Source organism: Leifsonia sp. RAF41, assembly GCF_052114085.1.
In the GTDB taxonomy this organism is placed as follows: Bacteria; Actinomycetota; Actinomycetes; order Actinomycetales; family Microbacteriaceae; genus Leifsonia.
Window position 1 is genome coordinate 2,063,763 of sequence record NZ_JBFREB010000001.1, and the last position, 22,146, is coordinate 2,085,908.

At 69.3% G+C, this 22,146-nt stretch carries 19 protein-coding genes; 1 reads left to right on the forward strand and 18 read right to left on the reverse strand.

The annotated features are described in order from the left end of the window. Positions 1 to 54 precede the first annotated feature (54 nt). Together nrdR and hisD are read right to left on the reverse strand one after the other, a co-directional pair. Positions 55 to 525 (reverse strand): transcriptional regulator NrdR, encoded by a 471-nt coding sequence (nrdR, locus tag AB4Y74_RS09945; protein WP_441798922.1) that lies wholly within the window; start codon positions 523 to 525, stop codon positions 55 to 57. Positions 526 to 541: 16 nt separating this feature from the next. Continuing rightward, entirely contained in the window at positions 542 to 1,852 is a 1,311-nt protein-coding gene (hisD, locus tag AB4Y74_RS09950) for a histidinol dehydrogenase (protein WP_441798923.1), read from the reverse strand. An 87-nt stretch (positions 1,853 to 1,939) separates the two neighbouring features. Here hisD and AB4Y74_RS09955 point away from each other — a divergent pair, with 87 nt between their 5' ends. Beyond that, on the forward strand, positions 1,940 to 2,470 hold the full coding sequence (locus tag AB4Y74_RS09955; RefSeq protein WP_441798924.1) for a flavin reductase family protein: 531 nt from the start codon (positions 1,940 to 1,942) through the stop codon (positions 2,468 to 2,470). 21 nt (positions 2,471 to 2,491) lie between these two features. Here AB4Y74_RS09955 and dnaE read toward each other — a convergent pair whose 3' ends face one another. The 16 genes from dnaE to AB4Y74_RS10035 form a co-directional block, all read right to left on the reverse strand. Continuing rightward, positions 2,492 to 6,007, reverse strand: a complete 3,516-nt coding sequence (gene dnaE / locus AB4Y74_RS09960; RefSeq protein ID WP_441798925.1) for a DNA polymerase III subunit alpha — start codon at positions 6,005 to 6,007, stop codon at positions 2,492 to 2,494. A gap of 172 nt (positions 6,008 to 6,179) precedes the next feature. Next, on the reverse strand, positions 6,180 to 7,100 hold the full coding sequence (locus tag AB4Y74_RS09965) for an RluA family pseudouridine synthase (RefSeq protein WP_441798926.1): 921 nt from the start codon (positions 7,098 to 7,100) through the stop codon (positions 6,180 to 6,182). Continuing rightward, a complete protein-coding gene (gene lspA, locus AB4Y74_RS09970; RefSeq protein WP_441798927.1) occupies positions 7,101 to 7,667 on the reverse strand; it encodes a signal peptidase II in 567 nt (188 codons plus the stop codon). It lies immediately after the preceding gene. Positions 7,668 to 7,698: 31 nt separating this feature from the next. Further along, the gene (locus AB4Y74_RS09975) at positions 7,699 to 8,517 is read right to left on the reverse strand and encodes a DivIVA domain-containing protein (RefSeq protein ID WP_441798928.1); all 819 of its coding nucleotides are present in this window, start codon (positions 8,515 to 8,517) and stop codon (positions 7,699 to 7,701) included. Between the two features lie 148 nt (positions 8,518 to 8,665). Then, positions 8,666 to 8,962: a YggT family protein gene (locus AB4Y74_RS09980; protein WP_441798929.1), complete on the reverse strand. Its 297-nt coding sequence runs from the start codon at positions 8,960 to 8,962 to the stop codon at positions 8,666 to 8,668. A 94-nt stretch (positions 8,963 to 9,056) separates the two neighbouring features. Further along, positions 9,057 to 9,584 (reverse strand): cell division protein SepF, encoded by a 528-nt coding sequence (locus tag AB4Y74_RS09985; protein ID WP_441798930.1) that lies wholly within the window; start codon positions 9,582 to 9,584, stop codon positions 9,057 to 9,059. A 62-nt stretch (positions 9,585 to 9,646) separates the two neighbouring features. Beyond that, positions 9,647 to 10,348, reverse strand: coding sequence for a YggS family pyridoxal phosphate-dependent enzyme (locus tag AB4Y74_RS09990; protein WP_441798931.1), 702 nt, complete (start codon positions 10,346 to 10,348; stop codon positions 9,647 to 9,649). Beyond that, a complete protein-coding gene (gene ftsZ, locus AB4Y74_RS09995; protein ID WP_441798932.1) occupies positions 10,314 to 11,492 on the reverse strand; it encodes a cell division protein FtsZ in 1,179 nt (392 codons plus the stop codon). The genes AB4Y74_RS09990 and ftsZ overlap by 35 nt, the downstream gene beginning before the upstream one ends. A gap of 144 nt (positions 11,493 to 11,636) precedes the next feature. Further along, positions 11,637 to 12,656, reverse strand: a complete 1,020-nt coding sequence (locus AB4Y74_RS10000; protein ID WP_441798933.1) for an FtsQ-type POTRA domain-containing protein — start codon at positions 12,654 to 12,656, stop codon at positions 11,637 to 11,639. 12 nt (positions 12,657 to 12,668) lie between these two features. Further along, positions 12,669 to 14,114 (reverse strand): UDP-N-acetylmuramate--L-alanine ligase, encoded by a 1,446-nt coding sequence (gene murC, locus AB4Y74_RS10005; protein WP_441798934.1) that lies wholly within the window; start codon positions 14,112 to 14,114, stop codon positions 12,669 to 12,671. A 66-nt stretch (positions 14,115 to 14,180) separates the two neighbouring features. Further along, entirely contained in the window at positions 14,181 to 15,251 is a 1,071-nt protein-coding gene (locus AB4Y74_RS10010) for a UDP-N-acetylglucosamine--N-acetylmuramyl-(pentapeptide) pyrophosphoryl-undecaprenol N-acetylglucosamine transferase (RefSeq protein WP_441798935.1), read from the reverse strand. Then, positions 15,248 to 16,528 carry a putative lipid II flippase FtsW gene (gene ftsW, locus AB4Y74_RS10015; RefSeq protein ID WP_441798936.1) on the reverse strand — a complete coding sequence of 427 codons (1,281 nt, stop codon included), beginning with the start codon at positions 16,526 to 16,528 and terminating at the stop codon, positions 15,248 to 15,250. Before ftsW ends, AB4Y74_RS10010 begins: the two co-directional genes overlap by 4 nt. Next, entirely contained in the window at positions 16,485 to 18,041 is a 1,557-nt protein-coding gene (murD, locus tag AB4Y74_RS10020) for a UDP-N-acetylmuramoyl-L-alanine--D-glutamate ligase (protein WP_441798937.1), read from the reverse strand. The genes ftsW and murD overlap by 44 nt, the downstream gene beginning before the upstream one ends. Next, positions 18,038 to 19,153, reverse strand: a complete 1,116-nt coding sequence (gene mraY / locus AB4Y74_RS10025) for a phospho-N-acetylmuramoyl-pentapeptide-transferase (protein WP_441798938.1) — start codon at positions 19,151 to 19,153, stop codon at positions 18,038 to 18,040. The genes murD and mraY overlap by 4 nt, the downstream gene beginning before the upstream one ends. Further along, entirely contained in the window at positions 19,150 to 20,589 is a 1,440-nt protein-coding gene (locus tag AB4Y74_RS10030) for a UDP-N-acetylmuramoyl-tripeptide--D-alanyl-D-alanine ligase (RefSeq protein WP_441800431.1), read from the reverse strand. Before AB4Y74_RS10030 ends, mraY begins: the two co-directional genes overlap by 4 nt. Next, entirely contained in the window at positions 20,589 to 22,133 is a 1,545-nt protein-coding gene (locus AB4Y74_RS10035) for a Mur ligase family protein (RefSeq protein WP_441798939.1), read from the reverse strand. The genes AB4Y74_RS10030 and AB4Y74_RS10035 overlap by 1 nt, the downstream gene beginning before the upstream one ends. Positions 22,134 to 22,146 lie beyond the last annotated feature (13 nt).

Here is a 22,146-nt window from a genome sequence, read left to right on the forward strand (position 1 = left end):
GCGCTGGAGCTCAGAGCAGCGCGAAGCGGCCCTACAACAGAGGTTCGCCAGAACTCACTTCGCCGCGACCGGCTCGGGGTGGTGCGCCAGGCGTAGCGATCGGATCGCCGACTCGAAGTCGTCGAGCGAGTCGAAGGCCTGGTAGACACTCGCGAAGCGCAGGTACGCGACCTCATCGAGTTCTCGCAGCTCCGGCAGGATCGCCAAGCCGATGTCGTTCGCCTCGATCTGCGACGCTCCGGTCGACCGGATGGTCTCTTCGACCTTCCCCGCCAGCACGGCCAGGTCGGAGTCGGTGACCGGGCGGCCCTGGCACGCCTTGCGGACACCGAGCACGATCTTCTCGCGGCTGAACGGTTCCGCCACGCCGCTGCGCTTGATCACGCTGAGGCTGGCCGTCTCGGTCGTCGAGAAACGGCGACCGCACTCCGGGCACTGCCGACGACGCCGGATGGAGAGCCCGTCGTCACTGGTCCGCGAGTCGATGACGCGGGAGTCCGGGTGGCGGCAGAAAGGGCAGAACATGCTGCGATTCTATCGCTCAGCGAGTGCGGAACCGCTGAGTGACCGCTTCTCCGTGGGCCGGGAGGTCCTCCGCGGTGGAGAGGGCCACGATCCGGTCAGCCACCTCCTGCAGAGCATCCCGGTCGTAGCGCACGACCTGTTGCGGCCGGAGGAACGAGTAGGCGCCGAGCCCCGGCGAGAAACGCGCCTGGCCACCGGTCGGGAGGACGTGATTCGACCCGGCGAGGTAGTCGCCGAGACTGACCGGGGAGGTCGGCCCCAGGAAGATGGCGCCGGCGTTGTGGATGGACGCGAGCAGCCCATCCGGATCGGCTGTCTGCAGCTCGAGGTGCTCCGGCCCGTAGGCGTCACTGAACGCGGCTGCCGCGGCCAGGTCGTCGACCAGGACAATGGCGGACTGCGGACCGCCGAGCGCCGTACGCACGCGCTCGGCGTGCTTCGTCACCGCCGCCAGTCGATCCAATTCTGCGACGACCCGCTCGGCGAACGCCGGGCTGTCCGTGACCAGGAGGGAGGCGGCGGCCTCGTCGTGCTCGGCCTGGCTGATGAGGTCGGCCGCGACGTAGCCCGCGTCCGCCGAATCGTCGGCGATGACGAGGATCTCGGTGGTCCCGGCCTCCGAGTCGATCCCGGTCTGGCCGCGCACCACGCGCTTGGCGGCCGCGACGTAGATGTTTCCGGGACCGGTGATGACCTGCACGGGGTCCAGGCCCAGCTCCTCGACGCCGTACGCGAGAGCACCGATCGCGCCGGCACCTCCCATCGCGTACACCTCGTCGATGCCGAGGAGCCCCGCGGCGCCCAGGATGACGGGGTGGACCGCTCCCCCGAACTCGCGTTGCGGCGGGCTGACGAGTGCGACCGACGCGACGCCGGCGACCTGTGCCGGCACCGCATTCATGACGACGCTCGACGGGTAGACGGCCTTGCCGCCCGGCACGTAGAGGCCGGCGCGCTCGACCGGCTCCCAGCGCTGCACGATGGTCGCACCCGGGCGAATGGTGGTCTCGGCCGCAGGCGGGACCTGCGCGGCCGTCGCCTCGCGCACGCGAGCGATCGCCTCCTCCAGCGCTTCGCGCACCTCGGCGGGCAGCGCCGAAACGGCGGCGTCGATGTCGGCGGTCGGCACGCGCAGGGAGGCGGGGGCGCCGCCGTCGAACCGCACCGCCTGCTCGCGGAGCGCCGCAACGCCGCGTTCGCGGACGTCGGAGATGAGGTCGGCCGCCACGGACATCGCCACCTGCACATCGACGACAGGACGGGGCACGAGGCGCTGGAAGGCGGCCCGGGTAGGCTGGACGCCGCGGAGGTCGATGGTCTGGATCATGGCCCGTCAAGCCTATCCGCTGGAGATCTTCTCTCCGTGAATGGCCTACCGGAATGACTGACGCAGAGCCGAGCTTGTAACCACAGTATGAACAGCGCATCCCCCGACCCCACCGACGGCCCGGTCACCGACGCCACTCCCGACCTCGCAGCGTTCCGGCAGACGTTCCGCCGCCACGCGGCCGGGGTCGCGGTCGTGACCGCGCAGCGTCCGGACGGAACCCCCGTGGGATTCACTGCCACGTCTCTGGCGTCACTGGCGGCCGTGCCGCCGCTCGCGACGTTCAACATGGCACTGTCGGCCTCCAGCTGGCCGGCGATCGCCGAGACCGAGCGGGTCGTCATCCACACGCTCGGGGTGCGCAACCGCGCTGTCGCGCAGATCCTCTCGGGCGACAACCAGCAGCGCTTCGTCGGCGACCACTGGTACCGCGGCCCGCACGGGCTCCCGGTGATCAAGGACACGACGGCGTGGATGGTCGGCCGCATCCTGGAGCGCGTGCAGGTGCACAACAGCGCGCTCGTCGTGGTGCAGATCGAGCAGGGCGCCCTCGGCGAGGACGACGCTCCGCTCGTCTACCACGAGCGCACGTACTGGCGCCCCGGGACCGCCGTCTGAACCCCGAACTCTGAGCTCGGCTCAGACCAGGCAGTTGGGGCCGAGGAGGCCCTTCAGTTCTCCGTAGAGGTCGGCACTCACCGTGACCGGCTTCGGCACCTCGAACACCCGCGCCACCTGGCCCTTCACCAGGCGCAGCCGCACCTCGCTCTCACCGGGATGGCGCGCCAGCACCTCGCTGAGGGACGTCACCGTATCGGTCGTCGCCCGCTGGTCCGGCATGGTGATGAGGAGCGGTCCGGTGTCGTTCGCCTGCCCGAGATCGGGAGTCATCAGCGAGAAGGCGTGCAGGTTCATGCCGTCGTCCCGGAGGCTCACGCGCCCCCGGACCACGACGATCGCGTCGCTCTGAAGGGCGTGCGAGTACTCCTGGTACGCCTTGCCCATGAACATGACGGTCAGCTCACCGCCGAAGTCTTCGACCTGGATCATGCCGTACTGGTTGCCGGAGGCCTTGGCCACGCGGTGCTGGACGCTGGTCACGAGGCCCGCGATGGTGACCGTCTCGCCGTCCTGGATGTTCTCCGAACCGACCAGCTCGGCGATGCCGGTGCTGGCCAGCTTCGCCAGCGGAAGTTCGAGCCCGGCGAGCGGATGGTCGGAGACGTAAAGCCCGAGCATGTCGCGCTCGAACGCCAGCTTGTCCCGCTTCGCCCACTCCGGTCGCGTCGGGATGTGGTGCTGAGCCTGACCCGGCTCGTCCGCGCCCCAGAGGCTGTCGAAGTCGAAACCGACATCGCCGTTGGCCTCGTTGCGCTTGATCTTGACCGCCGACTCCACCGCATCCTCGTGCACCTCGACGAGGGCGCGGCGGGTGTGGCCGAGCGAGTCGAACGCACCGGCCTTGATCAGCGACTCGACCGTGCGCTTGTTCGCCGCGTGGATGGGGACCTTGTTCAGGAAGTCGTGGAACGACTCGAACCGCCCCTTGCTCTCACGCGCCTCGCGGACGCCCTCGACGACGTTCGCGCCGACATTGCGCACCGCGCCCATGCCGAAGCGGATGTCCGACCCGACGGCGGCGAAGTAGAGGTTCGACTCGTTGACGTCGGGAGCGAGCACCTTGATGCCCATTCGGCGGCACTCGTTCAGGTACAGAGCCATCTTGTCTTTGGAGTCGCCGACGCTCGTCAGCAGCGCCGCCATGTACTCCGCCGGGTAGTGCGCCTTCAGATAGGCGGTCCAGTACGAGATCACCCCGTACGCGGCGGAGTGGGCTTTGTTGAACGCGTAGTCGGAGAACGGGAGCAGGATCTCCCACAGCTTGTTGACGGCGTCCATCGAGTAGCCGTTGGCCTGCATCCCCTGCGAGAAGCCCTCGAACTGCTTGTCGAGCTCCGACTTCTTCTTCTTGCCCATCGCGCGGCGCAGGATGTCTGCTTGGCCGAGCGAGAATCCGGCGACCTTCTGCGCGATCGCCATGACCTGCTCCTGATAGATGATCAGGCCATAACTGGTGGAGAGGATCTCGGCGAGCGGCTCGGCGAGCTCCGGGTGGATGGGCGTGATCGGCTGGAGGCCGTTCTTGCGGAGCGCGTAGTTGGTGTGCGAGTTCGCGCCCATGGGGCCGGGCCGGTACAGCGCGATGAGCGCCGAGATGTCCTCGAAGTTGTCCGGCTTCATCAGCCGCAGCAGCGACCGCATGGGGCCGCCGTCGAGCTGGAAGACGCCCAGCGTGTCACCGCGCGACAGGAGCTCGTAGGCGGGCCGATCGTCGAGCTCGAGGTCTTCGAGCACCAGGTTCTGACCCCGGTTGTCGCGGATGTTGTCGAGCGCGTCGTTGATGATGGTGAGGTTGCGGAGCCCCAGGAAGTCCATCTTGATGAGCCCGAGGGACTCGCAGGCCGGGTAGTCGAACTGCGTGACGATCTGGCCGTCCTGCTCCCGCTTCATGATCGGGATGATGTCGATCAGCGGGTCGGACGACATGATGACGCCGGCGGCGTGCACACCCCACTGGCGCTTCAGGTTCTCGAGGCCGAGCGCTGTGTCGAAGACCGTCTTGGCCTCCGGGTCGCTCTCGACGACCGCCCGGATGTCGACGGCCTCCTTGTACCGGGGATGGTCCTTGTCGAAGATCCCGGTCAGCGGGATGTCCTTGCCCATGACGGGCGGGGGCATCGCCTTCGTGAGCTTCTCGCCCATCCCGAACGGGAAGCCGAGGACGCGGGAGGAGTCTTTCAGCGCCTGCTTGGCCTTGATCGTGCCGTACGTGACGATCTGGGCGACCCGCTCCTCGCCGTACTTCTCGGTCACGTACTTGATGACCTCGCCACGGCGGCGGTCGTCGAAGTCGACGTCGAAGTCGGGCATGGAGACGCGGTCGGGGTTCAGGAAGCGCTCGAAGATGAGGCCGTGCTGGAGCGGGTCGAGGTCGGTGATCCGCATCGCGTAGGCGGCCATCGAGCCCGCGCCGGAGCCGCGGCCCGGACCGACCCGGATGCCGTTGTTCTTGGACCAGTTGATGAAGTCGGCGACGACGAGGAAGTAGCCGGGGAAGCCCATCTGCGAGATCACGCCGATCTCGTAGTCGGCCTGCTTGCGCACCTCCGGGGTGATGCCCTCCGGGTAGCGCTCCTGAAGACCCTTCTCGATCTCCTTGACGAACCAGGTCTGCTCGGTCTCGTTCTCGGGCACCGGGAAGCGCGGCATGTAGTTGGCGGCAGTGTCGAACTGCACGTCGCAGCGCTCCGCGATGGCGAGCGTGTTGTCGCAGGCATCGGGATAGTCGCGGAACAGTTGCCGCATCTGCTCGGGAGTCTTGAGGTAGAACTCGTCTGCGTCGAACTTGAACCGGTTGGGGTCGTCGAGCGTGGATCCGGACTGCACGCACAGCAGGGCGGCGTGGCTCTTGGCGTCTTCGGCGTGCGTGTAGTGCAGGTCGTTGGTCGCGACCAGCGGCAGGCCCAGATCTTTCGCGAGCCGGATCAGGTCGGACATGATGCGTCGCTCGATGCCGAGTCCGTGGTCCATGATCTCGGCGAAGAAGTTCTCCTTGCCGAAGATGTCGCGGTAGTCAGCGGCTGCGGCGCGGGCCGCCTCGTACTGGCCGAGACGGAGGCGCGTCTGGACCTCGCCGGACGGGCATCCGGTGGTCGCGATGATGCCCTTCGCGTAGGTGCTCAGGATCTCGCGGTCCATGCGCGGCTTGAAGTAGTACCCCTCCCGCGACGCGATCGACGACAGGCGGAAGAGGTTCTGCATGCCCTCGGTCGTGGCCGCGAGCAGCGTCATGTGCGTGTACGCGCCGGAGCCGGAGACGTCGTCGCCCCCGCCGTCGCCCCAGCGGATGCGGGTCTTGTCCGTCCGGTGCGTGCCCGGCGTGAGGTACGCCTCCGTTCCGATGATCGGCTTGATGCCGGCATCGGTCGCGGTGCGCCAGAAGTCGAACGCACCGAACATGTTGCCGTGGTCGGTGATCGCGACGCCGGGCATTCCCTGCGCGGCAGCCGCTTCGACCAGCGGTTTCACGCGCGCGGCCCCGTCGAGCATGGAGTACTCGCTGTGGACGTGGAGGTGGACGAAAGAGTCGCTCATGACCCCTTCAGCCTAAAGCCCACTGCCGACGTTCGAGGCCCGACTCTCGGGGTGCCTGTGGGAAACGGAGGAGGTCGCCCGCGACACGCCGTGAGGTCGTGGGGAAGGGAGGAGAGGGTGCGACGAGCGGGACCGAATTCCTCCGTTTTCGACGCCGGGGCACGACGACGGGCTAGGCCTCTCGGAGGATGTCGAGGGCGTTCTGCAGGTCGGCCGGGTAGGTCGTCGTGAAGGTGACCCACTCCCCCGTGGCCGGGTGGTCGAAGGACAGCTGGACGGCGTGCAGCCACTGCCGCGTGAGCCCGAGCTTGGCGCTCAGGGTGGGATCTGCGCCGTACATGGCGTCGCCGACGCACGGGTGCCGCTGTGCGGCCATGTGGACCCGGATCTGGTGGGTGCGTCCCGTTTCCAGGTGCACCTCCAGGAGGCTCGCGGACGGGAAGGCTTCGATCGTCTCGTAATGGGTGACGGACGGCTTGCCGCCCGCGACCACCGCGAACTTCCAGTCCGAGCGCGGATGCCGGCCGATCGGAGCATCGATGGTCCCGGTGAGCGGGTCCGGGTGGCCCTGCACGACCGCGTGGTAGATCTTCTCGACCGTGCGGTCGTGGAACGCGCGCTTCAGCACGGTGTACGCGCGCTCCGACTTTGCGACGACCATGAGACCGCTGGTGCCGGCGTCGAGCCGGTGCACGATGCCCGCGCGCTCGGCGGCCCCGGAGGTGGAGATACGGAAGCCGGCGGCAGCCAGCGCGCCCAGCACGGTGGGGCCCTCCCACCCGACGGAGGGGTGCGCCGCGACGCCGACCGGCTTGTCGATCACGACGATGTCATCGTCGTCGTGAACGATGGTCAGCTCGGGAACGGCGATGGGGACGATCTCGACGTCCGACTTCGGCTGCCACGAGACCTCGAGCCAGGAGCCGGCGCCCAGACGGTCGGACTTGCCCGCCTCACGCCCGTCGACGGTGACACCACCCGCCTCCGCGATCTCGGCGGCGAAGCTGCGTGAGAAGCCCAGGAGCTTGGCGAGCCCGGCGTCGACCCGCGAGCCGTCGAGCCCGTCCGGGATCGGGAAGCTGCGCGACTCCATCTAGCTCTGCGGCTTGTCGTGCTGATCGGCTGCCGGCTGATCGGCTGCCGGCTGGTCGGCGACGTTCGCGTCGTCCACTGCGACGTCCTCCTCGTCCGCCCCGTGCCGGCCGTCCAGGCCGATCCCGCGGAGCGTGAGGATGAGGAACAGCACCATGCTGGACACGATCGCCACGTCGGCCAGGTTGAAGATGGCCGGAAGGAGCGGGATCTGCAGGAAGTCGACCACATGACCGACGCCGAAGCCCGGCGCGCGGAACAGTCGGTCCGTCAGGTTGCCCAGCAGTCCGCCGAGGAGCAGACCGAACAGCACCGCCCAGGCCGTCGAGCGGATGCGCGGGGCGTACCAGATCACGAAGCCGAGGACACCGACTCCGACGATGGAGAAGATCCAGGTGGAGCCGCTCCCGATGGAGAAGGCTGCACCCGCGTTCTTGACGAAATGGAACTGAAGCAACTGGCCGAGGACTTCGAGCTGCTGGCCCTCATACAGGTTAGAGACGACCAAGACCTTGGCGACCTGATCGATGAGGTACACGCACAGCGCGACCACCGCCAGGACCGCCAAGGCCTTGATGCTGACCTTGGGGCGGGAGGGACTAGCCTCCAAAACCGGGGAAGACCGGGGGCTGGCCCTGGTTGTTCGACTCGTCGGAGGCACCGGCGGAAACCGGGGCGGGGACAGAGTTGCCTGCGCTCACCGGGGCGGCGGAGCGGCCTGCGGCGCCACCCTGGACGGGTGCGTCGAGGTCGCGCAGCTGGCTCTCGATGTACGTCTTGAGGCCCTTGCGGTAGTCACGCTCGAACGTGCGCAGCTCGTCGATGCGGCGCTCGAGGCCGGTGCGCTCGGAGTCGAGCGCGCTGATCTGCGCACGCTGCTTCGACTCGGCCTCGGCGACGATGCGGGCGGCGGTGGCGTGCCCCTCGGCGATGAGCTGGTCACGCTTCTCCACGCCCTCGCGCACGTGCTCCTCGTGGAGGCGACGGGCGAGCTGGAGCAGGTTGTTGGTGGCGTTGGGGTCGTTCGCGTCGTCAGCCGGCGCCTGGTAGGCGGCGGGAGCGGCCTGCGCCTGCTGATCGGCCTGCTGCTTGGCCTGTGCGGCCTCCTGCTGGGCCTGGGCGAGGCGCTGCTTGAGCTCCTCGTTCTCGCGCTGGAGGCGCTCGGCCTCGGCGTTGTCGCCCTGCGCGGCAGCTGCCGCGACCGGGGCGCCGCCCTGGCCCGCGCTGCGCTGCAGCTCGGCGATCCGCGAGTCGGCGGCCACGAGGCGCTGCTTGAGCTCGTCGTTCTCCTGAGTCAGGCGACGCAGCTCGACGACGACCTCATCGAGGAAGTCGTCGACTTCGTCCTGGTCGTAGCCCTCGCGGAACTTCGTCGGCTGGAACCGCTTGTTGACTACATCTTCCGGAGTCAGCGCCATGGCAAGCCACCTTAGATCGTGAAATTGGAACTCGAACGCGTGCAGGCCAACGCTAGCAAAGCGAGCGTCGGTCGCGCACGCCGCCGCACCTCGGCGCGTCGGCTCGTCAACGATACAACGACGCATCCCGCCGGACGGTGAACGACGCTCAGCGGAATCCCAGCGTCACGTACAAGCCGATGATGACGACGAGCATCGTCAGGCTCCAACCGAAGTCGATCGCGACCGGACCCATCGAGACCCGCGGAATGATGCGGCGGAAGAACCGGATGGGCGGATCGGTGACCACGTACGTCGACTCCGCGAGCACGAGACCGAAGCCGCGCGGTCGCCACTGCCGCGCGAACACGCGCACCAGATCCAGCACGAAACGGGCCCACAGCACGAAGAAATAGATCAGGAGCCCGTAATAGAGGACGGTCGCGAGGATGGAGACGACAAGCACTCCCCCAGTATGGACGAAAGCGCACCGGCTCCCCGCTCCATCACAGTGGATGCTGAGGGGACCCGGTGCGCTTCGAGCGTCGAGTGGCCGGCGGTCAGGCCTGGGCGAAGAAGGAGGCGTCGACCTCCGCGTCCTGCCCGCCGTGCTCGCCGGAGACGACGACGTGGCTGGGCGAGAGCAGGAACACCTTCGGGGTGACCCGCTCGATCTTGCCGTAGAGGCCCTGCGAGAGGCCGCTGGCGAAGTCGATGAGGCGGCGGGCGTCGCCCTCGCTCATCTGCGAGAGGTTGATGATCACCGGGATGCCCTCGCGGAACGACTCGGCGATCGCCTGGGCGTCGCGGTACTGGCGGGGGTGGACCGTGAGGATCTCGTTCATTTCCTGTACCGATGCATTCCGTGCGGTTGATGACGTCTTGCGCAGCGGTGTGACCGGAGCGCGGCCGGGCGCGGGGGCGACCGGTGCGGGGTGGGGGACGGCCTGGACGGGCGACGCGGCCGGCGTGTGGACGGGTGCCTCGCGGCGGGGCTGGTGCTGGACCTGCTCCTGCTGCTCCTCGTACTCCAGCTCCTCGTCGGCGAGGCCCAGGTAGACCATCGTCTTCTTCAGCGGGTTGGCCATGGTTCCTCCGTACAGACCTGCGCGTCGACGCTCGCCACGCGTTTCGAACTCTTGTTTCGAGATTAACGAAGCTCCGGCCGATTCCCGGTAATGGCGGTCCCGATCCGAAGGTGTGTCGCGCCTGCCGCGATCGCTTCGCGGTAGTCCTGCGACATCCCGGCGGAGATGAAGCGCGCGTCGGGGGCGATCGAGCGGACGCGGTCCGAGGCGATCCTGACGCGTTCGAAGGCGCGCGCGGGCTCTTCGCCGAGAGGCGCGACGGCCATCACGCCCAGGAGCCGCAAGCCGGGCGTCGAGAGGACGTGCTCCACCAGCGGCTCGAGGTCGTGGTCGGTGACGCCACCGCGGCCGGGATCGTCGGTGAGGTTGAGCTGCACGAACGCGTCGACGGAGTTCTCATCGGAGGCCAGCGCATCCACGAGCGACACACGGTCGATCGAGTGGATCACGGAGGCGTACCGCCGCGCCTGCCGCGCCTTCTTGCTCTGCAGCTGGCCGACGAAGTGCCAGGTCAGGTCGAGGTCGGCGAGTTCGGCCGCCTTCTCCTGGGCCTCCTGGTGACGGTTCTCCCCCACGTCGGTGACGCCGAGCTGCGCGAGCTCGCGCACCAGCGACACGGGATGGAACTTCGTCACGACGATGGTCGTGAGCTCCTCGGGCGAACGGCCCGCGGCCCGGGCGGCGCCGGCGACGCCTTCCCGGACCGCGGCGAGCCGCTCGGCCAGCCCGTTACTTGAGGAAGTCGGGGATGTCGAGGTCGTCATTCTCGTCGTCGAACGCCGGGTCCTTCTGCGGGGCCGCCTCGGCGACTGGGCTCTCGCCGGTCTGCCAGGTCGAGGTCTCCGGAGCGGGGATCTCGCCCGCTTCAACCTCGGCCGAGGAGGCGATCTGGGACTGCTCGGAGCCGGCCTCGACGAAGCTCGCGCGTCGCGAGTCCGCCGTCACCGGACGCGAGTTCGGCTCGCCGCCGTCGAAGCCGGCCGCGATCACGGTCACGCGCACCTCGTCGCCGAGCGTGTCGTCGATGACCGCACCGAAGATGATGTTGGCCTCCGGGTGCACCGCCTCCTGCACCAGGCGCGCAGCGTCGTTGATCTCGAAGATGCCGAGGTTCGATCCGCCCTGGATGGAGAGCAGCACGCCGTGCGCACCGTCGATGGATGCCTCCAGCAGCGGTGAGGCGACCGCCAGCTCCGCGGCCTTGATGGCACGGTCGGCGCCCCGCGAGGAGCCGATGCCCATGAGCGCGGAGCCCGCGCCCTGCATGACCGACTTGACGTCGGCGAAGTCGAGGTTGATCAGTCCCGGGGTCGTGATCAGGTCGGTGATGCCCTGGACACCGGCGAGGAGCACCTGGTCGGCGGTGGAGAACGCCTCCAGCATGCTGATGCCGCGGTCGCTGATCTCCAGCAACCGGTCGTTCGGGACGACGATGAGGGTGTCGACCTCTTCCTTCAGGCGCTGGACGCCGGACTCGGCCTGCTGCTGGCGGCGCTTGCCTTCGAAGGAGAACGGCTTGGTGACGACACCGATGGTGAGCGCCCCGATCGACTTGGCGATCCGCGCGACGACGGGTGCGCCGCCGGTGCCGGTGCCGCCGCCCTCGCCCGCGGTCACGAAGACCATGTCGGCGCCCGCGAGCGCCTCCTCGATCTCTTCAGCGTGGTCTTCGGCAGCGCGTCGACCGACCTCGGGGTCGGCCCCGGCGCCGAGGCCGCGAGTGATCTCCCGGCCGACGTCGAGCTTGACGTCGGCGTCGCTCATCAGCAGCGCCTGCGCGTCCGTGTTGATGGCGATGAACTCGACGCCGCGGAGGCCGAGTTCGATCATGCGGTTCACGGCGTTGACGCCGCCTCCGCCGATGCCGACGACCTTGATCACGGCGAGGTAGTTCTGTTGTGCTGTCACGTCCGGCCTCCACGGGAACCTTCAACCTCAAGTTGAGGCTTAAAGTCTTGCTGAGTATGCAATTCTTGATTCGACGTTAGGTGCGCATGCGCCCGGCTCCTGGAACCGGACAGGCGTGTCGGAAAAGTCCCGCCGATTCGGGGCCTAACCCGTCGTCACACTGTGCGGCGAGGACACGTCGTAGCGGGATGAACCCGCCGCGCTTTTCAGCAGTGCCGCGAGGTCCGCCGCCTTCAGCGACGAGTCCTCCGCACTCCCCCACACCACCGTTGCGCGGCTTCCCCGGAGGGTGAAGCTCACGTCGTCCTTCGTCTTCGCCGAGATGGTGTCGACCTGCGCCAGCACGTCGGCGGGCAGCGCGCTCAGCACGTTGGCCGCTGCCGCGAACCCGGAGTCCGCGTCCACGTCGGCCGCACCGCCGCCGGCCGCGATCAGGGGGAAGCCGTCCGGCCGCTTCTCGCTGCTCGCGATCGGGACCTTGGCGGCATCCACCAGGGTGAACGCGCTGCCGCGCTGGATGACGCCCACCGGCTGCCGCTCCACCACGCGGACGACGATCGAGTCGGGCGGGTGACTCTCCACCGTGTAGCTGCGGATCAGCGGGAAGGCCGCCAGATCGCTCGAGATGCCGGCCTGGTCGAGCAGCGGCAGCGGGGTCCCGAGCTGGTCGGAGAGCTTCTTCTCGACAGCGGCCGCATCCAGCCGGGATGTGCCGGTCACCTGGATGTGCTTCAGCGCGAGCAGGGGCGAGAATGCCACGAGCACGACGGCCAGCACCAGAGCCGCGACGACTGCCAGAGCGCCCAGCCACGCGTAGCGCCGGCGGCGTGACCGCTTGGTGAACCGCCGCACCTCTCCGCGTTCCAGGCGCTTCCGCTCCCGCCGGGCGGCGCGCAGCGCCTTGTCGATCTCGCGGTTGCTCGGCAGCCGCGAGTAGGGCGACGTGCCGGTCCGCGCTGCGTCGCCCGGTATCCGGGTCCCGGCCGGCGTCTCCGGCATCTGCACGGGGATCGGCGCCGTCACCGTTCCGACGGCGCGCGCGGACTCGCGTGCCGCCGACTCTGCTCCGCCGGGATCAGCGCGCGACGACGACCCCGTCGGCGCGGCAGCCGGCGGAGGACCGGCCGGCGCGGCCGACCGGTCGAAACCCTGGGGACGCTTCACCGAGTGCCCTCGTCACTCCGCCGCCGCTGCGGACGCCTCGGCGCCCTCCGGGTGCTCCCGGCGCAGCGCGTCGAGCAGCTGCGGCACGATGCGATAGACATCGCCGCAGCCGAGGGTGATGACGTAGTCGCCCTCGCGCGCGATCTGCGCCGTGTGATCGGCCGCCTTCTGCCAGTCGGCGATGAACGCGACGTGCTCGGGATGCTCGAAGCGGTCGGCCACGAGGGCGCCGGTGACGCCGGGCTCCGGGTCTTCGCGGGCTCCGTACACGTCGAGCACCACTGTCTCGTCGGCGTACTGCTCCAGCGTCTCGGCGAACTCCTTCGCGAACAGACGCGTGCGGCTGTACAGGTGGGGCTGGTGCACGGCGATGATGCGCCCATCGCCCACCACGGTGCGCGCGGCGGACAGAGCGGCGGCGACCTCGGTCGGGTGGTGGGCGTAGTCGTCGTACACGCTCACGCCGTTGACGGTCCCGTGCAACTCGAAGCGGCGCTCGGTACCACCGAACTCGGCGATGGCAGCAAGTGCCGCGGCCGGGTCGAAGCCGAGGCCGGTCAGCACGGCGAACGCACCGCCCGCGTTGATGGCGTTGTGGCGGCCGGGCACGCGCAGCCGGGCGGTGTAATCTGCGCCCTGGTAGCGGACAGCGAAGGCGACCGGACCGTCGGTGACGATCGAGTGGACGCGCACCTCCGCATCCTCTGCCTCGCCGAACGTGATGATGCGCTTCTCCGGCGCCTGCTCGCGCAACCTGTTGGTGACGTGCACCGCCCCGGCGTCGTCGGAGGACACGACGACGAACTCGTCGGACTCGCGGGCGAACGTGACGAACGCATCCTCGAACGCCTCCAGCGAGCCGTAGTGGTCGAGGTGATCCGGGTCGACGTTGGTGATGAGGGCGACGGCCGTGTCGTACAGCAGGAACGAGCCGTCGGACTCGTCGGCCTCCACCACGAACAGGTCGCCGCTGCCGGTCTGCGAGCTCTTGCCGAGGGAGGCGATCACGCCGCCGTTGACGAAGCTCGGGTCTTCGCCGAGGCCCAGGAGACCGGTGATGATCATGCCGGTGGACGTGGTCTTGCCGTGAGCTCCGGCCACCGCGACCAGGCGCGAGCGGTTGATCAGCCAGGCGAGGGCCTGCGAGCGGTGCAACACCGGCATCCCCTTCGAGAGGGCGAGCTGGTACTCCGGGTTGTCCTGCCACAGGGCGCCGGTGACGACCAACGTGTCGGCGTCTCCGACATTGGCCGCGTCGTGCCCGATCGCGATGGTCGCGCCGAGGCCGCGCAGCGTGTCGATGTTCGCCGAGTGCCGGACGTCGGAGCCGGTCACGGGGTAGCCGGCCTCCAGGAACAGGCGGGCGATGCCGCTCATCCCGGAGCCGCCGATGCCGACGAAGTGGAGCTTTCCGAGCTCCTCCGGGAGGGCGAGGGACAGGTCGGGCTTGATCGTCACGGGTGCAGCTTTCGGTTACGCGAGAAGGTCTCCATCAAGTATGAGGCTACGCGGCGAACGTCCGGATCAGCCGAGGGCGCTCCGCACGAGCGCGACCATGCGGTCGGAGCCGTCGCGGACTCCCGCGGACGCCGCCCGGCGGCCCATGTCGTCCACAGCGGCGCGGTCGGACAGCAACGGCAGGAGGGATGCATCCACCCACGACGGATCGAAGGCTGCGTCGTCGACGAGCAGTCCTCCCCCGGCACGGATCACGCCCGCGGCGTTGTAGCGCTGCTCGCCGTTGCCGATCGGGAACGGCACGTACACCGCGGGCAGCCCCAGCGCGGCGAATTCGCTCACGGTGGCGGCGCCGGCTCGGGCGACGGAGAAGTCGGCGATGGCGAGAGCGAGGTCCATCCGGTCGCAGTAGTCGAGCAGACGGTAGCCGTCGATGCCCGGGTCGGAGAGCTCGCCTCGACCGCCCTGGATGTGCAGCACCTGCCAGCCCGCCGCGGTCAGTTCCGCGGCGCGCGCCGCGATCGTCTCGTTGATCCGGCGCGCGCCGAGCGAGCCTCCCGTGACCAGCAGCGTCGGCCGGTCGGCGGCCAGGCCGAACTCGGCAGCAGCTTCGGGCCGCGCGGCAGCCCGGTCGAGCTCCTCGATCTCCACACGCAGCGGCATGCCGACGAAGGTGGCGTGCGGCAGCGGCGTCCCCTCGAAGGCGACACCGACCCACGGCGTGTACCGCGCCCCCAGCCGGTTCGCGAGCCCCGGGCGGGCGTTCGCCTCGTGCAGCACGAGCGGTACGCCCTCCTTGCGGGCGGCCGAGTACGCGGGCGCCGCGGCATAGCCGCCGAAGCCCACCACGGCGTCGATCCCGCGCGTGCGGACCAGGTCGCGCACCGTCTGGATCGAGCGCCGGTACTCGCCCGGGAACCGCAGCGCGGCCCCGTTCGGGCGGCGCGGGAACGGAAGCTTCGGGATGGTCGCCAGCTCATAGCCGCGCTGGGGCACGAGCCGTGCCTCCAGCCCCTCCGCGGTACCGAGCACGAGCACCTCGGCGTCCACGTCGTCACGACGAAGACGGTCGGCGACGGCGAGCAACGGATTGACGTGGCCGGCGGTCCCCCCACCGGCCAGCAGGTACCGCGTCACCGGCGTGCACCCGCCCGGGCGATCTCCGGCGCGGCCAGCGACTCTCGATGGGACTGCCGCGCGAACGAGAGCACGATTCCGATGGCGATCATGGAACTGATCATCGCAGTCCCTCCCGCAGAGATCAGTGGGAGCGGGACGCCGAGCACCGGGATGACGCCCAGCACCACCGCGATGTTGACGAACGCCTGCCCGATCAGCCAGACCATGATCGCGGCCGTGGTGACCCGGGCGAAGGGGTCGGTCGACGAGTGGATGATGCGCAGGAAGACGACCGCCAACATGACGAACAGGAGGAGCACGACGATCGCGCCGATCAGCCCGAGTTCCTCGCCGATGATGGCGAAGATGAAGTCGGTGTCGGCGGCGGGCAGCCACGACCACTTGGAGTGCGAGTTGCCGAGGCCGACGCCGAACACCCCGCCGGACGCGAGCGCGTAGAAGCCGTTGTCGATCTGCCAGTTGACGTCGGGGTTGGCCGCGCTCGCCCCGCCGAACAGGGCCGCGATACGACCGAGCCTGCTGGCGCTGGAGATCGCGACGAAGAACGCCATCACGCCGACCACGACCACCCCGGTGACGAGGAAGCGCATTCGCACCCCGGCGAAGAAGAGGGCGCCCAGAATCAGCGCCGCCATGATCATGGTCGTGCCCAGGTCGCCGCCGAGCAGCACCAGGGCGACAGCGCCGCCTGCGATCGGCACGACGGGGATCGCCACGTGCTTCCACTGGTCGAGGACGTCGCGCTTCCGCGCGAGGACGACGCCCAGCCAGACCACCAGGGCGAGCTTGATCGCCTCCGACGGCTGCACCGTGAGCGAGCCGATCTTCAGCCAGTTGCGGTTGCCGCCGATCTCCATTCCGAGCGGGGTGAGCAGCACCAGGACCTGCAGGAAGCAGGCGGCGGCGAGCAAGAACCAGATCGACTTCTTCCAGAACCCGCGCGGGATGCGCGACACCACGAACATCAGCGGCAGGCCGACGAGGGTGTAAGCCCCCTGCGACCAGAAGCGGGAGAAGAAGTTGTCGCTGTCGTTGTGCGACTCCACCGCCGACGACGACAGCACCATCACGAGCCCGAAGACGACCATGAACAGCGTGACGCCGAGCAGCAGGAAGTAGTTGGCCGACTCGGAGGTCATCGAACGGCCCAGCTGGATGCGCGTGGTCAGCGCGCTCAGGCGGTTCTGCAGGGCGGCACGAGACTCCGCGGGCTCGTCCGCGGGCGGACGATCAGTCCTGCTGCGGGTCGGGATGCGGGGCGGATTCGTCGTCATCCGCCTCACCTCCCAAGTACTCGTGGACGGCCGTCTGGAAACGGCGGCCGCGTTCTGCGTAGTCGGCGAACTGGTCCATCGACGCCGCCGCCGGAGCCAGCAGCACGGTGTCGCCCTCGCGGGCGAGACCGCCGGCCAGCCGCACCGCCGTCGGCATGACCTGATCAGTCTCGTCGGCGACGACCTCCAGCACGGGAAGCTCGGGCGCGTGTCGCCGGAATGCCGCGAGCAGCGCCTCCCGGTCCACCCCGATCAGCACGGCACCGCGGAGGCGGCCGATGTGCTTGCCGACGAGGGCATCCACATCCACCCCCTTGAGCAGCCCGCCCACCAGCCAGACGACCGAGGGGTAGGCGCGGAGCGAGGCGTCTGCCGCGTGGGGGTTGGTCGCCTTGGAGTCATCCACCCAGTTCACGCCCGCCTGTGCGCGCACCAGCTCGATGCGGTGGGCATCCAGCCGGAAGGCGGTGAGCACATCCCGGATCACCTGCGGGGCGACGCCGTACGAGCGCGCGAGGGCGCTGGCGGCCAGGATGTTGGCGACGACGTGCGGCGCATCGAGCCCGGCTTCGTGCAGCTCGTCGAGCGTGGTCAGCTCGATCGCCGAGTTCGCGCGGTCCTCCAGGAAGGCGCGGTCGCACAGGATGCCGTCCACTATCCCGAAGTCGCTCGGGCCGGGAACGCCCAGACCGAAGCCGATGGCGCGGGCGCCCTCGATGACCTCGGCCTCCTCGACCATGCGGAGGGTGTTGTCGTCCGCCTTGTTGTAGACGCAGGCGACCTGCGCGTTGTCGTACACCTTCGCCTTGGCCGCGATGTACGCCTCCAGCGAGCCGTGCCAGTCGAGGTGGTCGTCGGCGATGTTCAGGCACGCGGCGGAGAACGGAGAGAGCTGGCCGCCTGCGTTCCGGTTGACCCAGTGCAGCTGGTAGCTGGAGAGTTCCACGACCAGCACATCGAAGCCTTCGGGGTCGCGGATGGCGTCGAGCACCGGCACACCGATGTTGCCGCACGGAGCGACGCGGTTGCCGCCGGCGAGGATCATCGTCGCGGTCAGCTGCACCGTGGTGGTCTTGCCGTTGGTGCCGGTGACGCAGATCCAGTCGGCCGGGCCATCGGCGCCGTCCGGCCGTGCGACCTTGTCGCGCAGGCGCCACGCCAACTCGATGTCGCCCCAGACCGCGGTGCCGCGTTCCTGCGCCCAGAGCAGCAGAGGGTGGTCCCAGTGGAAGCCGGGCGAGGCGATCACGAGCTCGGGATCGAATGCTGCGAGACGCTCGGGCGGAGTGGAAAGGTCGGCCTGCTCGATCAGGTCGGCGCCGATCACCTCCAGCAGCATCCGCCGCTCCTCGTCCGCTTTCGCGGCGACGACGACCACCTCCGCGCCCAGCTCGGCCAGCGTGTCGGCGACCGAGAAGCCCGTGACGCCGAGGCCGTACACGGCCACCCGCAGCCCGCTCCAGTCGGCGTGCCAGCTCGTCAGCCCGGCGAGGCGCTCCTGCAGCGCGGTCACGTGGCCAGCCACTCCAGGTAGAAGGAGCCGACGCCCGCGGCGACCAGCAGCCCGCCGATGATCCAGAAGCGCACGACGACCGTCACCTCGGCCCATCCCTTCAGTTCGAAGTGATGGTGGATGGGACTCATCAGGAAGATGCGTCTGCCGTGCGTGAGTTTGAAGTACGCCCGCTGCACGATCACCGACCCGGCCTCGATGACGAAGATGCCGCCGACCAGGACGAGCAGCAGCTCGGTCCGGCTCAGGATGGCGAGGGCCGCGACAGCGCCGCCGAGCGCGAGCGAACCGGTGTCGCCGAGGAAGATCTGGGCGGGAGAGGTGTTCCACCAGAGGAAGCCGACCACGGCGCCGACGATCGCCGTCGCGACGATGGCCAGGTCGAACGGGTCGCGCACGTCGTAGCACTTGGCCACGTTCTCGGCGCTCAGCTTGAGGCTCGAGCACGACTGGATGTTCTGCCAGAACCCGATGATGATGTACGCGCCGATGGCGAGGATCGACGCTCCGGAGGCGAGCCCGTCCAGGCCGTCGGTCACGTTGACGCCGTTGGAGGTCGCGGCGACCAGGAAGTTGATCCAGATCAGGTAGAGGCCGTATCCGACCAGCACACCGATCACGCCGAACTTCGTGATCGATCCGAAGTCGATGGCGGGCAGGTCGCGGATGAGCGAGACGCTCATGGTCGCCGGCGTGTAGCCGTTGCCGTTCGGGAACCGGATCGCCAGGAAAGCCCAGACGGAGGCCACGATCACCTGGCCCGCCACCTTCGCCCAGCCGGTCAGGCCGAGACTCCGCTCCCGCCGCGTCTTCAGGAAGTCGTCGATGAAGCCGACGACGCCGAGCCCGACCATCAGGAACAGCACGAGCAGCGCGGAGACGCTCGTCCCGTCTCCGGTCAGCAGCAGCGCGGTGAAGTAGCCGAACAGCGTGCCCAGGATGACGACGATGCCGCCCATGGTGGCCGTGCCGCGCTTGGCGTGGTGGCTCTGCGGTCCGTCGTCGCGGATGAACTGCCCCCACTGCAGTCGCCGGAACAGCCGGATGAACAGCGGGGTCAGGAACAGCGTGAACGCCATCGACAGCGCACCGGAGGTCAGCAGTGCTTTCACGAGAAGGATTCTCCCAGTCGGTCGCCCAGGAAGCGCAGCCCGGCCGAGTTCGACGACTTCACGAGCACGGTGTCGCCGGGGCGCAGGGCACCCTGCAGGTGCTCGAACGCGGCGTCCTGCGTCTCGAAGTAGAGGGATTCGCCGTCCCAGGAGCCCTCGTTGATCGCCGTGATGTGCATGCGGCGGGCCTCGGGTCCCACGATCACGAGCTCGTCGATGCCGAGACGAACGGCGAGCAGCCCGATGCGGTCGTGCTCCTCGCCCGAGAACTCCCCGAGCTCGCTCATCTCGCCGAGAACGGCGATCGTGCGGCTCCCGGGTTCCCTGATCTGCGCGAGCGTCTTGAGGGCCGCCGCCATGGAGTCCGGGCTCGCGTTGTACGCGTCGTTGATGACGGTGACCTCGTCGTTGCCGAGGACCTCCATCCGCCAGCGCTCGGCCGTTTTCACGGTCTGCAGGGCGGACACGATGGTGTCGATGTCCACGTCGAGGACATGCGCGGACGCCGCGGCGGCCAGCGCGTTCATGACGTGATGCTCGCCGAGCACCTGGAACCGGACCGGGCGCGACTGCGTCTGCGACCCCTGCCCGTCGCTTCCGTCGCGCGGCGGCAGGTGGAGCGTGAACGAGGTGCCGCGGCGGTCGGAGACCACGTCGGTGGCACGGACGTCGGCGCGCTCGTCGAGGCCGAACCACAGCACGCGGGCGGCGGTCTTGTCCGCCATCGTCACCACGCGCGGGTCGTCCAGGTTGAGCACCGCGACATCCGACTCCAGCAGGTCGGTGACCATCTCGGTCTTCGCCTGCAGCGTCTTCTCGATGCCGCCGAACTCGCCCGCGTGGGCAAGTCCGACCTTGAGCACCACGCCGACATCCGGTCGCGCCATCCGCACCAGGCGGGCGATCTCGCCGATGCCGCTGGCGCCCATCTCGGCGACGAGGAACTGCGTCTCCTCGGTCACCTGCAGCATGGTCACCGGCGCACCGACCTCGTTGTTGAAGGAGGCGCGGGGCGCGATGGTCGGGCCGACCTGCTCGAGCACGGCACGCAGCAGATTCTTGGTGGTCGTCTTGCCGTTGGAGCCCGTGATTCCGACGATCTTCAGCCGCCCGAGGGCGCGCACACGAGCGATGACCTCGGTTGCCAGATCGCCGAGCGCGACCACGGTGTCCTCGACCAGCAGCTGCGGCACCGCGAGGTCGAGGGGATGGTCGACCACGACGAGCGCGGCCCCCGCCTCCACGGCCTGCGGGGCGAACAGGTGACCGTCGGTGGCCTCGCCGGGCTTCGCGAAGAAGATGGTGCCGGGGACGACCTCCCGCGAGTCGGTGGTGGACAGCCCGGACACGGCGGTCTCGGGCGTGGCGCCGGTTCCGTCGAGGAGCAGCGTTCCGCGCGTGGCGGCCGCGACCTCGGCAAGGGTGAGGGCGATCATCAGAGCCACCCGGCCTCTCGCAACGCGAGGCGCACGTCTTCCCGGGCGGAGTACGGCAGGCGCTGGCCGGCGACCTCCTGGTAGTCCTCGTGTCCGGGGCCGGCGTAGAGGACGACGTCACCCTCGCCCGCCAGGGACAGCGCGGTGCGGAAGGCTGCGCGCGGGTCCGGGACCTCGTACAGCTCCAGCTCCGGTACGGCGGCGCGTGCGCCCTCCAGAAGCGCGGCCCGGATGGTGGCCGGGTCCTCCCAGCGCGGGTGGAAGTCGGTGATGACCACGGCATCCGAGCCGCGGGCCGCGATCGCACCCATATCGGTGCGCTTGGTGGTGTCCCGATCGCCGTCGGCGCCGAACACCATCACGATGCGCCCGTCGGTCACCTTGCGTAGCGCGCTCAGCATCGAGAGGAAGGCATCCGGGCTGTGACCGTAGTCGATGAAGACGACCGGGCCGCGGTCACCGGAGAGGCGCTCAGCGCGTCCGGGGATGTAGGCGTCGATGCCGCCGTCGCGCTCCAAGGCCGCACCGATCGCGTCCAGGTCGTAGCCCGACTCCACCAGCATGACGATCGCGAGGGCCGCGTTCGCGGCGTTGTAGGCGCCGAGGAGCGGGATGCTCGTCTCGAGCCGACGACCGTCGGGGCCTTCCAGCGCGAACGAGGTCTGCTCCAGCGACTCCTCGAGCACGGTCAGCATCCACTCGGCATCGGTGCCGGGAGAGCTGGTGAGCGTGGCGACCGGGATGCGCGACTGCTCGACGAGCTGCCTCCCCCAGTCGGAGTCGACGGTGACGACACCGCGGCGGGCGCGGTCGGGCTGGAACAGCTCCAGCTTCGCTGCGAAGTAGTCGTCCATCGCCGCGTAGTCGTCCAGGTGGTCGTGGCTCAGGTTGGTGAACCCGACGACGTCGAAGACGATCCCGTCGACGCGGTGACGGCTGAGAGCCTGCGCGGACACCTCGATTGCGGCGGCGCGGACACCCTCCTCGCGCATGCGCGCCAGCAGGGCGTGCAGCTCGCTCGCCTCCGGCGTCGTGAGCTTGCTCGTGATCACCGTGTCGCCGATGCGGCGCTCGGCAGTCGAGCTCAGCCCCGAGACGACGCCCAGCTGGCCGAGGATGGCGTTGAGCAGGTACACGACGCTGGTCTTGCCGTTGGTGCCCGTGACGCCGAACAGGGTGGCCGAATTCTCGTCGGTGCGGTAGATCCAGGCGGAGACGGCGCCGAGCGCGGCGCGGGGGTCCGGAGTGACGATGACCGGCAGCCCGGAGTCGGCCGCGAGCGTCGCGCCCTCCTCGTCGGTGAGCACGGCGACCGCTCCCGCCTCGGCGGCGGCAGCGGAATAGCTCGCACCGTGGGAGTTTCGACCGGGAACGCCGACGTACAGATCGCCGGGCTCGACGGCGGAGCTCGCCAGCGCAGCGCCGGTCACCTCGACGCCGTCGAGGTCGCCGCGGCAATCCAGCCCGAACTCCGCGACCAGCTGGGCGAGCGGGCGGGCGACGGGATGCTCAGGGCGCAGAGAGGAGGGCGCCGGTCCTGTCACGAGGCTCACTTTC